The sequence below is a fragment of the Actinomadura sp. J1-007 genome (genome assembly GCF_009793335.1).
In the GTDB taxonomy this organism is placed as follows: Bacteria; Actinomycetota; Actinomycetes; order Streptosporangiales; family Streptosporangiaceae; genus Spirillospora; species Spirillospora yumaensis.
Genome location: NZ_WING01000003.1, coordinates 245,704 through 258,242, shown reverse-complemented (window position 1 = coordinate 258,242; position 12,539 = coordinate 245,704). Strand labels below are relative to the sequence as shown.

Genomic DNA, 12,539 nt, shown 5'->3' with positions numbered 1-12,539 from the left:
GAAACGCTTTCTGTCCCGCTCGTCCTCCGCGCCGCCGGGCCGCTGTCCGCATTGCCTCGGCGCACTTACGTGGTGGAAACACGGGTTCGTGTTACCTGATCAACCGTCGGGAGCGCCACCATGCTCCGCCACCGGACACGGGACAGAAAGCGAGACCGCATCATGACGTTCGCGAGGCAGAGCGGCGATCCTGACGAAGTCTTCAAGGCGGGCAGGTTCAGGGAGGCCGACCGGGCCTATGCGCGCATCCTCGAAAAGGACCCGGACAATGCCCGTGCGAACGCGCAGCGAGGTTATATCGCACTGCTGTCCAACAAGTTCGCGACGGCGGAGAAGTTTCTGACCAAGGCCGTTCGTCTGGCGCCTGACGACAGGTTCTCGAAGGAGCAGTTGGCGGACTGTTTCGTGCGGCAGGACCAGCTCGCTCGCGCAGTGCCGTTGCTGCGGGCGGCGAGGGTCGAGGCGTACGCCAAGCAGTACGAGAGCGTGACCGGCACGCCCTACGAGGTGCGCGGCGCGCAGAGCACCCGGATTCCCTTCGTCGCGCTCAATCCCGGACCCGCCATCGAGGCGTCGGTGAACGGGGCCGAACCGGTGACGTTCGGCCTCGATACCGGCGCGCCGCTGGCGTTCACCATGGAGACGGCCGAAAAGGCGGGCCTCCGTGCGGTGGCCACCAGCAAGGGGCGCACCAGCGAAGAGGTCCTCACCATCTACCACGGCGTCGTGGAGTCGTTGAGGATGGGCGGCATCGAACTGCGGAACGTCCCGGTCGTCTGGCACGACGCCGAAATGCCGCATCCACTCGGGGTCGAGCAGCCGAAGGGCGTCATCGGCACCACGATCTTCTACCACTTCCTGACGACGATGGATTTCGCGAACCAGGCGCTCGTCCTGCGGCGGAAGACGGAGGCGCAACTGCGGAAGTTCCGCGCCGAGGCCGAACGCGCGGGAGCCGAGCGCCTGCCGCTGTGGCTCGCGGACACCCACCTTCCCCACACGCTGGGCAGTATCAACGGCTACGGCCCGAGAGTGGTGTCCCTCGACACCGGTGTCGAGGGCGCCGCCCAGGTCACCGCGGACGAGAAGACGGCCAAGCGGGCGGGCCTCACGGTCGATTACGAACGTCCGGTCACGCTCACCGCCATGGACAAGTCCTTTCCCTTCGTCGCCCCTGAGGTGAGCCTCGGGCGCGCGACCTCGCGGAACGTCTACGGAATCGCGATCCAGGATTCGGCGCTCAACAACCGGGTCGGGTTCGAGACGATCGGCAACTTCTCGCAGGAGTTCTTCAAGGCGTTCACCGTCACCTTCGACTACGTCGGCATGCACCTCTACATCGCCCGCACGTGACCGCGCCTGTCCGCGCGTTCTCGCCCCATGCCCCCTGCCGCCCGTGAGGAGCACGCACAATGAGCACTGAGAACACCGACCGGCGAAAGTTCCTGCGACAGGCCGGTCTGACCGTTGGAGCCGCCACGGTCCTTCCGCTGCTGGGAGCCGAAACGGCCGAAGCCGCCGGAGCGGGTGCCGCGACCTCCGGTTCGTCTCCCGACCGGCTGTTCAGGGACGGCAGGTTCAAGGAGGCGGATCAGGGCTATGCGAGGATTCTGAGCAAGGACCCGAACAATGCCCGCGCTAATGCGCAGCGAGGGTATATCGCGTTGCTCTCCAACAGGTTCGCCGATGCCGAGAAGTTCCTGATGAAGGCCATCGGCCTAGCGCCCGGTGACGTCTTCTCCAAACAGCAGCTCGCGGACTGCTACGTTCGGCAGGACCAGTTCGCCCAGGCGGTACCGCTCCTGCGCGCGATCGGTCAGGACGCGTACGCCAAGCAGTACGCGAGCCTGTCCGGCAAACCCTACGAAGTGCGTGGCGCGCAGAGCACGCGGCTTCCGTTCAAAGCCCTCAACCCCCTGCCTCTCATCGAGGCTTCGGTGAACGGGGGACCGGCGGCGAAGTTCATCATCGACACCGGCGCTCCACTGGCGTTCACCATGGAAACGGCCAAGAAAGCCGGGCTCCGCTCGGTGGCCACCAGCACGGAGGCCGTCGGATACCAGACGGTCACCATGCATCACGGGGTGGTGGAGTCGATCCGTTTCGGCGACATCGAGTTGCGCAACGTCCCCGTCGTCTGGCACGACGGCGAACTGCCCCATCCGCTCGGGAAGCCGCAGCCGGCGGGCACCTTCGGCAGTACGCTCTTCTACCATTTCCTGACGACGATCGACTTCGGCGACCAGACGTTCACGTTGCGTCAGAAGACCAGCGCGCAACTGAACGCGTTCCAGGCCGAGGCCAGGCGCGCCAATACCGACCGCCTGCCGTTGTGGCTGGCGGACACCCGCATCCCATGCTCGCTGGGAAGCCTCAACGGCTACGGCCCGAAAGTCGTGTCCCTGAACGCCGGGATCGAAGGCGCGGCAGGCGCCGCGAGCGTCTTCACGACCGAGGCGATAGCCAAGCGCGCGGGCGCGCGACTCGACGACACACGACCGAACCTGTACGGCACCAAGGACGACGCCACCCCGTTCGTCGTGCACAGGACGAGCCTCGGACGCATGACCGCCCGGAACCTCTACGGCTTCGCCCTCAAGAAACCGCTGATGGACGACCGCTTCCGTTTCCAGACGCTGGGCAACTTCTCGATGGAGTTCCTCAAGCCGTTCGCGCTCACCTTCGATTACGCCGGCATGAGCGTCTACGTCTCGCACACGTAGCCGGCCGCCCCCCGTCCTGTCCGCTTTCGGCGTACATGATCGACATCTCGGGCCCGGCGCGGTCGGATCGTGTCCGTTCCACGAGTGATCGTTCGACTCGACGGAGAGGACACCCGATGGCGACTCCCAGGTCCGCCCACCGGCTCGCGCTGGCCGCGGCCGGCGCCGCGGCGCTCGGACTGCTCGCGCCCGCCGCCCCCGGCGCGGCCGCCGACGTCCGGTACGAGCCCGGCGCGGCAGGGATCGGCGACCCGTACTTCCCCGATCTCGGCAACGGCGGATACGACGTCAAGCGCTACCACCTGAAGACCGCCTACGAACCCGGCACCGACCAGCTCACCGGCACGGCCACCATCAGGGCCACCGCCACGCAGAACCTGTCCCGCTTCAACCTCGACCTCTACAAGCTGAACGTGCGGTCGGTGCGGGTGAACGGCCGCGACGCCCCGTTCGCCCGCACCGGCGAGCGCGAGCTGGAGATCACACCGCCGAGGGGCCTGCGCAAGAACAGCCCGTTCAGCGTGGTCGTCCGCTACGACGGCGTGCCGCAGACGCTGAGCGGCCCGATCATCTTCGACCTGCCGTACGGGTTCCTGCACACCAGGGACGGCGCCACGATCGTCTCCGAGCCCGACGGCGCCTCCACCTGGTTCCCGGCCAACGACCACCCGAGCGACAAGGCGCTGTTCACGATCGAGACGACCGTTCCACGGGGGCTCAAGGCGATCGCCAACGGCCGCCTCGTCAAGAAGTGGAGCGCCCACGGCAAGGACACGTTCCTGTGGCGGGAGGACCGGCCGATGGCGCCGTACCTCGCGACCAACTCGATCGGACGGTTCAACGTCTCCACGACCACCACCGGCACGGGCGTCCCGCAGCTCGACGCGGTCGATCCGGAGGTTGCGTCGGACCCCGATTCGCTCAGCACCCCGCGCAACACCACGCGGGCGGTCGACGAGCTGTCCGGCTACTTCGGCGCGTACCCGTTCGGCAGCACCGGCTCGATCATCGAGAACAACGCCGTCCCGCCGCTCAACGTCGACAACGCGCTGGAGACCCAGACCCGCCCGACGTACCAGAAGCAGCCCATCGAGAAGGGCGTGGTGCACGAGATCAGCCACCAGTGGTTCGGCGACAGCGTCTCCGTCCGCCGCTGGAAGGACACCTGGCTGAACGAGGGCTTCGCGGTGTGGGTCGAGTGGTACTGGGCCGAGAAGCACGGCGGCCAGCCCGCGCGGGCGTCGTTCCAGAAGTTCTACGACGACCCGCCGTCCATGCCGCCGGGACGGCCCGCGTTCTGGGACGTCGTGGTCGCCGACCCGACCCGCGACCAGATCTTCCACCGCGCGATCTACTTCCGCGGCGCCATGACGCTCCAGGCGCTCCGGCAGAAGATCGGTGACGAGCGGTTCCTGCGGCTGGTGCGCACGTGGGTGGCGGAGCACAAGTACGGGAACGCCACCACCGAGGAGTTCGAGGCGCTCGCCGAGAAGATCTCCGGACAGGATCTCGACCCGTTCTTCAAGGTCTGGCTCCACACGCCGGGCAAGCCCACCACCTGGTGATCGTTTCCCGGGACCGGCGGCCCCGCACCGCCGGTCCCGGGCCGCCGGTCCCGGAACGCGGCGGACCGGTGGGCCGTTCGGCCAAGTCGCCCCGCCTTCCGGCTAACGGACGTCCGACTTAGGTCGGGCGCGGTCGCGACCTCTGCCCGTTACGGCGCTGGTGCACGGCTGCCTAGCGTGGTCACCGTGATCGACGTTGAAGGACTGACCAAGCGATACGGGGACAAGACGGTCGTCGACCGGGCGACGTTCACCGTCCGGCCGGGCCGGGTGACCGGCTTCCTCGGGCCGAACGGCGCGGGCAAGTCCACCACGATGCGGATGATGCTGGGGCTGGACCACCCCACGGCGGGGACGGTCGCCGTCAACGGCCGCCGCTACCGGGATCTGGCCGCGCCGCTGTGCGAGGTCGGCGCGCTGATCGACGCCAAGGCGGTCCACGGGGCCGGAGCGCGTACGACCACCTGCGGTTCCTGGCGCGCAGCAACGGCATCGGCCGGCGGCGCGTGGACGAGGTGCTGGAGACGGTCGGGTTGCGGGACGCGGCGCGCAAGGCGCCCAAGGGCTTCTCCCTCGGCATGGGGCAGCGGCTGGGGATCGCCGCGGCGCTGCTCGGCGACCCGGGCATCCTGCTGTTCGACGAGCCGGTGAACGGGCTGGACCCCGACGGGATCCTGTGGATCCGGACGCTGATGCGGCAACTGGCCGCCGAGGGCCGAGCCGTGTTCGTCTCCAGCCACCTGATGTCGGAGATGGCGCTGACCGCCGACCACCTCGTCGTGATCGGCCGCGGCCGCATCCTGGCCGACACCGGGATGAACGAGTTCATCGACGCCAACGCCGCCGGGCACGTCCACGTGGTCTCTCCCGAGCAGGACCGGCTCAACCGGCTGCTCGCCGGGCGGCGCCTGCGCCTGCGGCCCGACCCCGAGGGCGGCGTCCGCGTCTACGGGGCCACCGCCGAGCAGATCGGCGAGCTGACGGCCGCCGAGGGCCTGCGCCTGCACCAGCTCGCCACGGTCCGGCCGTCGCTGGAAGAGGCGTTCATGCGCCTGACCGGCGACTCCGTCGAGTACCACGCGGGCCCGGCGAACCCGGCGTCCGCGCAGCACCCGAACGCGCAGCACCCGTCCGCGCAGCCCCCGGACGGCGCGCGGCGTCCGAACGACACCCGAGTCTCGGAGGTACGAACGTGACCGCCGGCGTTTCCGAGCACGTCCCCGGGCAGCGCGCGCCGCGGATCGCGGGCCGCGCGTCGTTCGGCAACATCCTGGCCGCCGAGCTGATCAAGATCCGGACCGTCCGCTCGACGATGTGGACGCTGCTGTCGGGCGTGGTCGTCTCGGTCGGGCTGAGCGTGCTGCTGGCCCTGGTGACCGCCAACCAGTTCGACTCGATGAAGGCGCGGGACAGGGCGGAGTTCGACCCGACGTCCAACGCGCTGGCGGGGCTGAACCTGGGCGTGGTCGCCTTCGGGGTCCTCGGCGTCCTGGCGATCACGTCCGAGTACGCGAGCGGGCTGATCCGCACCTGCCTGGCCGCGGTCGCGCGCCGTTCGCACTACCTGGCGGCCAAGGCGCTGACGGTGGGCGTGGTCGTGCTCGTCGTCGGCGAGGTGGTGTCGCTGGTCTCGTTCGGCCTCGGTCAGGCCGTCTTCGACGGGAAGGGCATCGCCGCCGGGCTGACCGACCCGGGCGTGACGCGCGCCGTGCTCGGCGCCGGGGTCTACCTGGCCGCGACCGCCCTGCTCGGCCTGGCGCTGGGCGCGCTGCTGCGGCACACCGCCGGTGCGGTGACCACGCTGCTCGGGCTGCTGTTCGTGCTGCCGGTGATCGGCAGCTTCCTGCCCGGCGACCTCGGCGAGACCGTCAACAAGCTCCTGCCGTCCAACGCCGGGTCGGCGGTCATGTCGGCCACGACCGCCGACGGCTCCCTGTCGCCCTGGACGGGACTGGGCGTGTTCTGCCTCTACCTCGCCGCCGTTCTGGCAGCGGCGTTCTGGCGGCTGCGCACCACCGACGTGTGACGGAGCCGGGCGTCAGCCGGCGGTCAGGGCGCGCCGGACGCTCTCGCGGAGCAGGGTCCGGCGCTGCTCGTGCACGTCCGAAGGCTCCTCGGCGGTCGCCGCGTAGACGTTGCTGACCGGCGACCACGCCATGGACATGGCGATGACCAGGGCCATCACGTCGAACGGGTCGCCGTCGCGCACCAGGCCGGCGGCCTGCGCGTTGGCGATGGCGCGCAGCTTGCCGTCGTCGAGGCGGCCGCCGTCGTCGACGAGGTGGCCCTCCGGGCGCCGTTCGAGGCGTGCCCAGGTCGCCAGCCGGATGAGGTCGGGGCGGCGGAGGTACTCGTCGTAGAGGCGCACGGCCCAGTCGGCGAGGTCGGTGGCGTCGATCGGGACGACGTTGACGATCCGTTCCAGCGAGCCGGAGAAGATGGCGTCGAAGAGCCCTTCCTTGCTCCCGAAGTACGCGTAGAGCTGGGCCTTGTTGGTGCGGGCGGCGGCCACGATCCGTTCGACGCGCGCCCCGGCGATCCCGTGCTCGGCGAACTCCTTCGTGGCCACGTCGAGGATGCGCTGGCGCGTCGCGGCTCCGCGCGAGGTCAGGGGCCGATCTGCCATGCCCTCAACATAACAGACAGAACGTTCGGTTTGCTTTGCGGCAGGCCCGCGCCTACCTTGAAACAGACCGAACAGTCTGTCTGGAACGAGGGCCCATGAGAACCACGGTCGGCTGGCAAGCGGCGGGACCGGCGACGCCCCTCCTGCGGGCGCCGCTGGAGCGGCGCGACCTGCGCCCCGACGACCTCGCGGTCCGGGTGGACTATTGCGGCGTCTGCCACAGCGATCTGCACGCCATCCGCGCCCATGACGGCGCGGAGCGTCCGCCCCTGGTGCCGGGGCACGAGTTCACGGGGACGGTGACCGAGGCCGGAGCCGAGGTCACCGGTTTCAGCGTCGGGGACCGGGTGGCGGTGGGCAACATCGTCGATTCGTGCGGCGAGTGCGCCATGTGCCGGGCCGGTCAGGAGAACTTCTGCCATACGTTCCCGACCCTGACCTACGGCGGCGTCGACCGGCGGGACGGATCGACCACCCTCGGGGGCTACTCCCGCGAGTACGTGGTCCGCGACCGGTTCGCCTATCCGCTGCCCGCCGGTCTGGATCCGGCCGCCGCCGCTCCTCTGCTCTGCGCCGGGATCACCGTCTGGGAGCCCCTGCACACCCTGGAGGTGGGGCCCGGCAGCCGCGTCGCCGTCGCGGGGCTGGGCGGCCTGGGCCATCTCGCGGTCAAGCTGGCCGTCGCGCTCGGCGCCGAGACCACGGTCATCAGCCGTTCGCCCGACAAGGCGGACGACGCACGCCGTCTCGGCGCACGCGCGCTCATCGTCTCCACGGACGAGCAGCGGATGGCCGAGGCGCGGGACCGGTTCGACGTCGTCATCGACACCATCTCCGCTCCGCACGACCTCGGCCCGTACCTGCGGCTCGTCGCGCTGGACGGCACGCTCAGCCACCTCGGCCATCTCGGCCCCGTCACCGTGGACGCCATGGACCTGCTCGTGGGGCGCAAGAGGCTCAGCTCCGCGGGGAGCGGCGGCAGGCCCGCGACCGCGGCCATGCTGGACTTCTGTGCCGCCACGGGCGTCGCCGCCGAGATCGAACTGCTCCCGTCGGCCCAGGTGAACGAGGCCCTCGACCGCCTCGAACGCAACGACGTCCGCTACCGCTTCGTGCTCGACATGTCCGACCTGGACTGAGCACCGCGCGGGCCGTTCGGCTAGGAGACCCTGTCCGCGTCGCGGGACGGCGCGGGCGCCGGGGCCGCCGCGGGGCGCATCCGGAACGCGATGAACGCCGCGAGGACGACGACCCCGGCCACGGCCAGGAACGCGTCCGAGTAGGCGGCCGCGTGGTGTCCGGAGTGAAGCGGGTTGACGGCGTCGCCGCCGCTCCGCTCGCGTGCCGTCACCAGCACGCCGAGCAGGGCCGGGCCCGCGCCCGCGCCGAGGAACTGGGCTCCCTGGAGGATGCCGAGGCCGACGCCGACCTCTTCGGGCGGGAGCGCCCCGGCGGCGGCGCTGATGATCGGGGTGACCACGAGGATGAAGCCGACGCTGAGCCCGAACATCCCGATCGCCGCGGGGACCGCCGAAGCGCCGCCCGCGAAGGTCGAGAGCGACAGCGTGAACAGCCCCATGGCCGCCAGGCCCGCCAGTACCAGGGGCCGGGTGCCGATGCCGTCGGCGAGGCGGCCGATGAACGGCGAGAGGACCGCGACGGCGGCCCCGGCCGGGATCATGACGAGGGCGCCCTCGCCCGCGCTGAGCCCGTTGACGTCGACCACCAGCAGCGGAACGAACACCAGCCCGCCGAGATTGACGATCATGGCCAGGAACGCGACGAGCACCGCCGTCCGGTAGACCCGGTTGGCGAACAGCGCGGGCGGGACGAACGGCTCCGCAACGCGGACCGAGCGCCACCCGAAGAGGGCGAGCGCCGCGGCCGCCGCCACCAGGCTGCCCCACGAGGAGGGAGCGGCGAAGCCGGAGACCTGCGCCTGGGTGATGCCGAACAGCACCAGCCCGGCGCCGAGCCCGAGGAGGATCCCGCCGGGAAGGTCGAACCGGGCCGTACCGGCCGGGACGTCGCCCGGCAGCACGCGCAGCGCCGCGGGCAGCAGCACCAGAGCGGCCGCGAGCATGAGCCAGAACAGCGCGGGCCAGCCGAGGAGCTCGCCGATCCCGCCGCCGACGGCCGGTCCCGCGGCGGTGCCGACGCCGGTGGCGGCGGAGACGACGCCGATTCCCGTTCCGCGCTTGTCCGCCGGCATCAGCCTGGTGACGGCGATGATCGACAGCACGGGGATGCCCGCCGCTCCGACCCCCATCACGATCCGTCCGAGCACGAGGACGAGCAGGTCCGGCGCGACCGCGCAGACCAGGCCGCCGACGGCGTAGGTCGGCAGCGCGAAGCCGAAGAGCCGCCGCAGGCTCACCCGGTCGGAGACGCGCCCGTACAGGGGGATGCCGATCGAGAACACCAGCAGGAAGCCGGTGACGACCCACGCGAGCTCCGCCTCCGAGGCCCTGAACTCCGTGCCGATCGACGGGAGCACGAGGTTGACCATGTCGCTGGCGATGACCGTGACCAGCATCGCCGGGGTGAGCACCGCCAGCAGGGCCGGCCCTGAGCGGGCCCGTTCGGTCGTGGTCGGCGTGGGGTCCATTCGCGCATCCTCCGCACGGCAGATACTGCCACCGATTTAGTTACAGTTTGGGTGAAAGGAACGGCGGAGGACCCGCCTCCGCCGCCGGTCGGCTAGCGCTTCGACTCCGCGACCTCGCGCTCCCGGTCGAGCACCTGCCGGACCAGGTGGGCGATGGTCGTCCGGCCGAGCCGTTCCTCCATGGCCTGCTCGGCGTCCCGGAACTCCGCCTCCAGCAGGTCCTGCATGTGGCGCCCGACCGGGCACGCGTCGCTGGGCGGATGGGCGTGCCGCGCCAGGACCGGCCCCGCCTCGACGGCGGTGTAGGCGTCGTAGAGCGTGATCTCGCGCGGAGCGCGGGCGAGGGACCAGCCGCCGCCGCGCCCCTCGGTGGACCACACCAGCCCGGCGTCCCTGAGGCTTCCGAGAACGCGCCGCACGAGGACCGGGTTGCTCGCCAGGCTGTCCGCGATCTCCGCGGAGGTCAGCGAGTGGACGCCCGAGCGCCCCAGCATCGTGAGCGCGTGGATCGCGACCGCGCTCCTGCTGCTGAGACCCACCGTGCCCCCTTCGCACTCCGCCGCGGCGGCGGGCCGCGGCACCGATCGAACTGCAACAAAGCTAGTTGCAGTTCGATCGCCCCGTCAACCGTCCGCCCCGTACAGGCAGAACGGTGGCCGCGCCCGCGGCCGCGCCCGAACCGGGGACCACCTCCACAGCATCAAAGCCCTGAAGACGGTCATACGTGCCGTCCATCTGATAGGACCATGAACTGGTTCACGACCAGTGGGAGGTTGCGTGCGTTCGCTGGCCTTGCGGTTGCTCGTTCCGCTCGTCACCGCCGGATGCCTGGTCGCGTGCCAGGCGGGGGAGTCGGACAGGACGCGGGCCGGGGAGCCCGGCCGGAAGACCGGGCAGCAGGGGGCCGCGGCGCCGACGACCGGGCTGATGCATGCGCTGTCGCAGATCGAGGCCACCGAGGGCACCAGGCGGTACGTCGCGTTCACCGATCTGGCGGCCCTGCGGGCCCTCGCCGGCGCGGAGCCGGGCCGGTCGCCGTACGGCGGGCTGATGCTCGGGCTCAGCGAACTCGTCCCGTACGCCGACCGCATCGCCGAGCCGACCGGCATCGACGTCAAGCGCGCCGAACGGGCCTTCCAGGCAGGGCAGCCGCCCACGGCCGTCAACCGGCTCACCGGCGGCCTCGACACCGCGGCCGTCGGGCGCAAGCTCACCGCGCTCGGCTACCGGCTCGTCCCGGGCGCGGAGAACGCCTGGGCCGCGGGCCCGGACGGCGCGCTCGGTCTGGACGGGCCGTTGGCCAAGCTCGGCGTGAACGGCCCGAACGGTCTGAACACCGTCCGCGCGGCGTCCGACGGGATCACGTACGCCAGCAGGTCCACCTCCCTGACCCTGGCGCCAGCGGCGGACGGACGCCCGGTCCTGGCCGCCGACCCGGACTTCCGCGCGGTCGGCGGCTGCCTCGGACCTGTCGTGGCCGCCCAGTTGGTCCGCGCGCAGGGCGAGCCGGACCTCGCCGCGGCCGGCTTCCGGGGCCGTACCGCCGCCGAGGAACGCGAGGTGATGTGCGTCAAGGTGCCCGGGAACGACGCGGCGGCCGCGGTCTCCCGGCTCAGGTCGGCGGTCGCCACCGGCGCTTCACGCACCGGGCAGCCGTGGGCGGACCTGCTCCGGGAGGCGACCGTGGAGAACGCCGGTCCCGGCCTGGTGCGGCTGACGGCCCGTCCCGGGGACGGGGCCCGGAAGGGGCTTCTGATCAGCGGCTTCGTCCGCAACGACCTCCCGCGCTGGCGCTGACGCCGACTCGCTGGCACCGGCTCGCTGGCACCGGCTCGCTGACGCCGACTCGACGGACGTCGCCTCGGGCGCGCGGTCAGGTTGTCCGGGCGCGAGTGGTGTGGCCCCGCGCGTACAGCACGCGTCGGGCGACGGTGCATCGCGCCAGCGCGTCCGGCAGGACGTTCACGCCGGAACCCGGCCCGTCGGGGACGGAGAGGTGACCGTCCTCGAGTTCGAACGCCGCGGTGATGTCCTCGGCGTAGTAGCGGCCGGAGGCGGAGATGTCGCCCGGGAGCACGAACCCGGGGAGCGCGGCGAGCGCGAGGTTCTGCGCGCGTCCGATGCCGGTCTCCAGCATCCCGCCGCACCACACCGGGATGCCGTGCGCGGCGCAGACGTCGTGGATCCGCCGCGCCTCCAGGTATCCGCCCACCCGGGCGGGCTTGACGTTGACGATGCGGCACGCCCGCAGCGCGATCGCGGTCGCGGCGTCGCGGGCGGAACGGATCGACTCGTCGAGGCAGATCGGCGTGCCGAGCATCGCCGCGAGTTCGGCATGGCCGCGCAGGTCGTCCTCGGCGAGCGGCTGCTCGATCTGGACCAGCCCGAAGTCGTCCAGCCGGCGCAGGCGCTCGGCGTCGGTGAGGGAGTAGGCGGTGTTCGCGTCGACCTGGAGCGGCAGGTCGGGGCCGAACTCCTCGCGGACCGCGCGGACGGGTTCGAGGTCCCATCCCGGCTCGATCTTCAGCTTGATCCGTACGTAGCCCTCGTCCAGGTGGGCCGCGACCGTTTCCAGCAGTTCTCCGACCGTGTCGGTGATGCCCACGGACACGCCGACCGGCACCCGGTCGCGGACGGCGCCGAGGCCGGTCGCGAACGACATCCCGTGGGCGCGCAGTTCGGCGTCCAGGATCGCGGTCTCGAGCACGGCCTTGGCCAGGTGGTTTCCCTTGACCCCGGCGGCCGCCGGGCCGACGCGGGCCGCGCTCACCCGGTCGAGCCCGGTGATCCGGGGCAGCAGGTGGTCCGCGAGGACCCGCTCGGTCCCGGCCGCGAACTCCGCGCAGTACGACGGCTCCGGGTCACCGCCGTACTCGGCCCATCCCTCGGCACGGTCGGTGACGACGCGCAGCAGGAACGTCCGCCGTTCGGTGTCGCCGGAGACCGAGGTACGGAAGGGGCGGACCAGAGGCAGGCGGACGTCGACCAGTTCGACGAGCTCGATCCTCATGCCTGCT

At 71.3% G+C, this 12,539-nt stretch carries 10 protein-coding genes and 1 pseudogene; 7 read left to right on the top strand and 4 right to left on the bottom strand.

Annotated elements, in window-relative coordinates; translation table 11 throughout:
* The first annotated feature begins 162 nt into the window (after window positions 1–162).
* The 5 genes and pseudogenes from GEV43_RS42575 (at window position 163) to GEV43_RS42555 (ending at window position 6,314) form a co-directional block, all read left to right on the top strand.
* Window positions 163–1,353, top strand: a complete 1,191-nt coding sequence (locus tag GEV43_RS42575) for an aspartyl protease family protein (protein ID WP_160826350.1) — start codon at window positions 163–165, stop codon at window positions 1,351–1,353.
* Window positions 1,354–1,412: 59 nt separating this feature from the next.
* On the top strand, window positions 1,413–2,723 hold the full coding sequence (locus GEV43_RS42570) for a retropepsin-like aspartic protease (RefSeq protein WP_160826349.1): 1,311 nt from the start codon (window positions 1,413–1,415) through the stop codon (window positions 2,721–2,723).
* A gap of 116 nt (window positions 2,724–2,839) precedes the next feature.
* Complete coding sequence (locus tag GEV43_RS42565; RefSeq protein WP_160826348.1) at window positions 2,840–4,288, top strand: M1 family metallopeptidase; 1,449 nt, start codon at window positions 2,840–2,842, stop codon at window positions 4,286–4,288.
* 186 nt (window positions 4,289–4,474) lie between these two features.
* Window positions 4,475–5,484, top strand: a pseudogene (locus GEV43_RS42560) (ATP-binding cassette domain-containing protein).
* Window positions 5,481–6,314 carry an ABC transporter permease subunit gene (locus GEV43_RS42555; protein ID WP_309240276.1) on the top strand — a complete coding sequence of 278 codons (834 nt, stop codon included), beginning with the start codon at window positions 5,481–5,483 and terminating at the stop codon, window positions 6,312–6,314. The pseudogene GEV43_RS42560 and the gene GEV43_RS42555 overlap by 4 nt, the downstream one beginning before the upstream one ends.
* Before the next feature lie 12 nt (window positions 6,315–6,326).
* Here GEV43_RS42555 and GEV43_RS42550 read toward each other — a convergent pair whose 3' ends face one another.
* Window positions 6,327–6,914: a TetR family transcriptional regulator gene (locus GEV43_RS42550; protein WP_160826347.1), complete on the bottom strand. Its 588-nt coding sequence runs from the start codon at window positions 6,912–6,914 to the stop codon at window positions 6,327–6,329.
* 95 nt (window positions 6,915–7,009) lie between these two features.
* Here GEV43_RS42550 and GEV43_RS42545 point away from each other — a divergent pair, with 95 nt between their 5' ends.
* Window positions 7,010–8,053 carry an NAD(P)-dependent alcohol dehydrogenase gene (locus GEV43_RS42545; protein WP_160826346.1) on the top strand — a complete coding sequence of 348 codons (1,044 nt, stop codon included), beginning with the start codon at window positions 7,010–7,012 and terminating at the stop codon, window positions 8,051–8,053.
* Between the two features lie 20 nt (window positions 8,054–8,073).
* Here GEV43_RS42545 and GEV43_RS42540 read toward each other — a convergent pair whose 3' ends face one another.
* Together GEV43_RS42540 and GEV43_RS42535 are read right to left on the bottom strand one after the other, a co-directional pair.
* Window positions 8,074–9,522, bottom strand: a complete 1,449-nt coding sequence (locus GEV43_RS42540) for an MFS transporter (protein ID WP_160826345.1) — start codon at window positions 9,520–9,522, stop codon at window positions 8,074–8,076.
* 92 nt (window positions 9,523–9,614) lie between these two features.
* Window positions 9,615–10,061, bottom strand: coding sequence for an Rrf2 family transcriptional regulator (locus tag GEV43_RS42535; protein WP_160826344.1), 447 nt, complete (start codon window positions 10,059–10,061; stop codon window positions 9,615–9,617).
* Between the two features lie 238 nt (window positions 10,062–10,299).
* Here GEV43_RS42535 and GEV43_RS42530 point away from each other — a divergent pair, with 238 nt between their 5' ends.
* Window positions 10,300–11,319 (top strand): hypothetical protein, encoded by a 1,020-nt coding sequence (locus GEV43_RS42530; RefSeq protein ID WP_160826343.1) that lies wholly within the window; start codon window positions 10,300–10,302, stop codon window positions 11,317–11,319.
* A 76-nt stretch (window positions 11,320–11,395) separates the two neighbouring features.
* Here GEV43_RS42530 and menC read toward each other — a convergent pair whose 3' ends face one another.
* Window positions 11,396–12,532, bottom strand: a complete 1,137-nt coding sequence (menC, locus tag GEV43_RS42525) for an o-succinylbenzoate synthase (protein ID WP_160826342.1) — start codon at window positions 12,530–12,532, stop codon at window positions 11,396–11,398.
* Window positions 12,533–12,539: the final 7 nt, after the last annotated feature.

Bases quoted from the DNA above. Each gene is read 5' to 3' on its own strand.
- GEV43_RS42545 (WP_160826346.1), top strand. From the start codon at position 7,010: ATGAGAACCACGGTCGGCTGGCAAGCGGCGGGACCGGCGACGCCCCTC.
- GEV43_RS42550 (WP_160826347.1), bottom strand. From the start codon at position 6,914: ATGGCAGATCGGCCCCTGACCTCGCGCGGAGCCGCGACGCGCCAGCGC.
- GEV43_RS42575 (WP_160826350.1), top strand. From the start codon at position 163: ATGACGTTCGCGAGGCAGAGCGGCGATCCTGACGAAGTCTTCAAGGCG.
- GEV43_RS42570 (WP_160826349.1), top strand. From the start codon at position 1,413: ATGAGCACTGAGAACACCGACCGGCGAAAGTTCCTGCGACAGGCCGGT.
- GEV43_RS42565 (WP_160826348.1), top strand. From the start codon at position 2,840: ATGGCGACTCCCAGGTCCGCCCACCGGCTCGCGCTGGCCGCGGCCGGC.
- menC (WP_160826342.1), bottom strand. From the start codon at position 12,532: ATGAGGATCGAGCTCGTCGAACTGGTCGACGTCCGCCTGCCTCTGGTC.
- GEV43_RS42540 (WP_160826345.1), bottom strand. From the start codon at position 9,522: ATGGACCCCACGCCGACCACGACCGAACGGGCCCGCTCAGGGCCGGCC.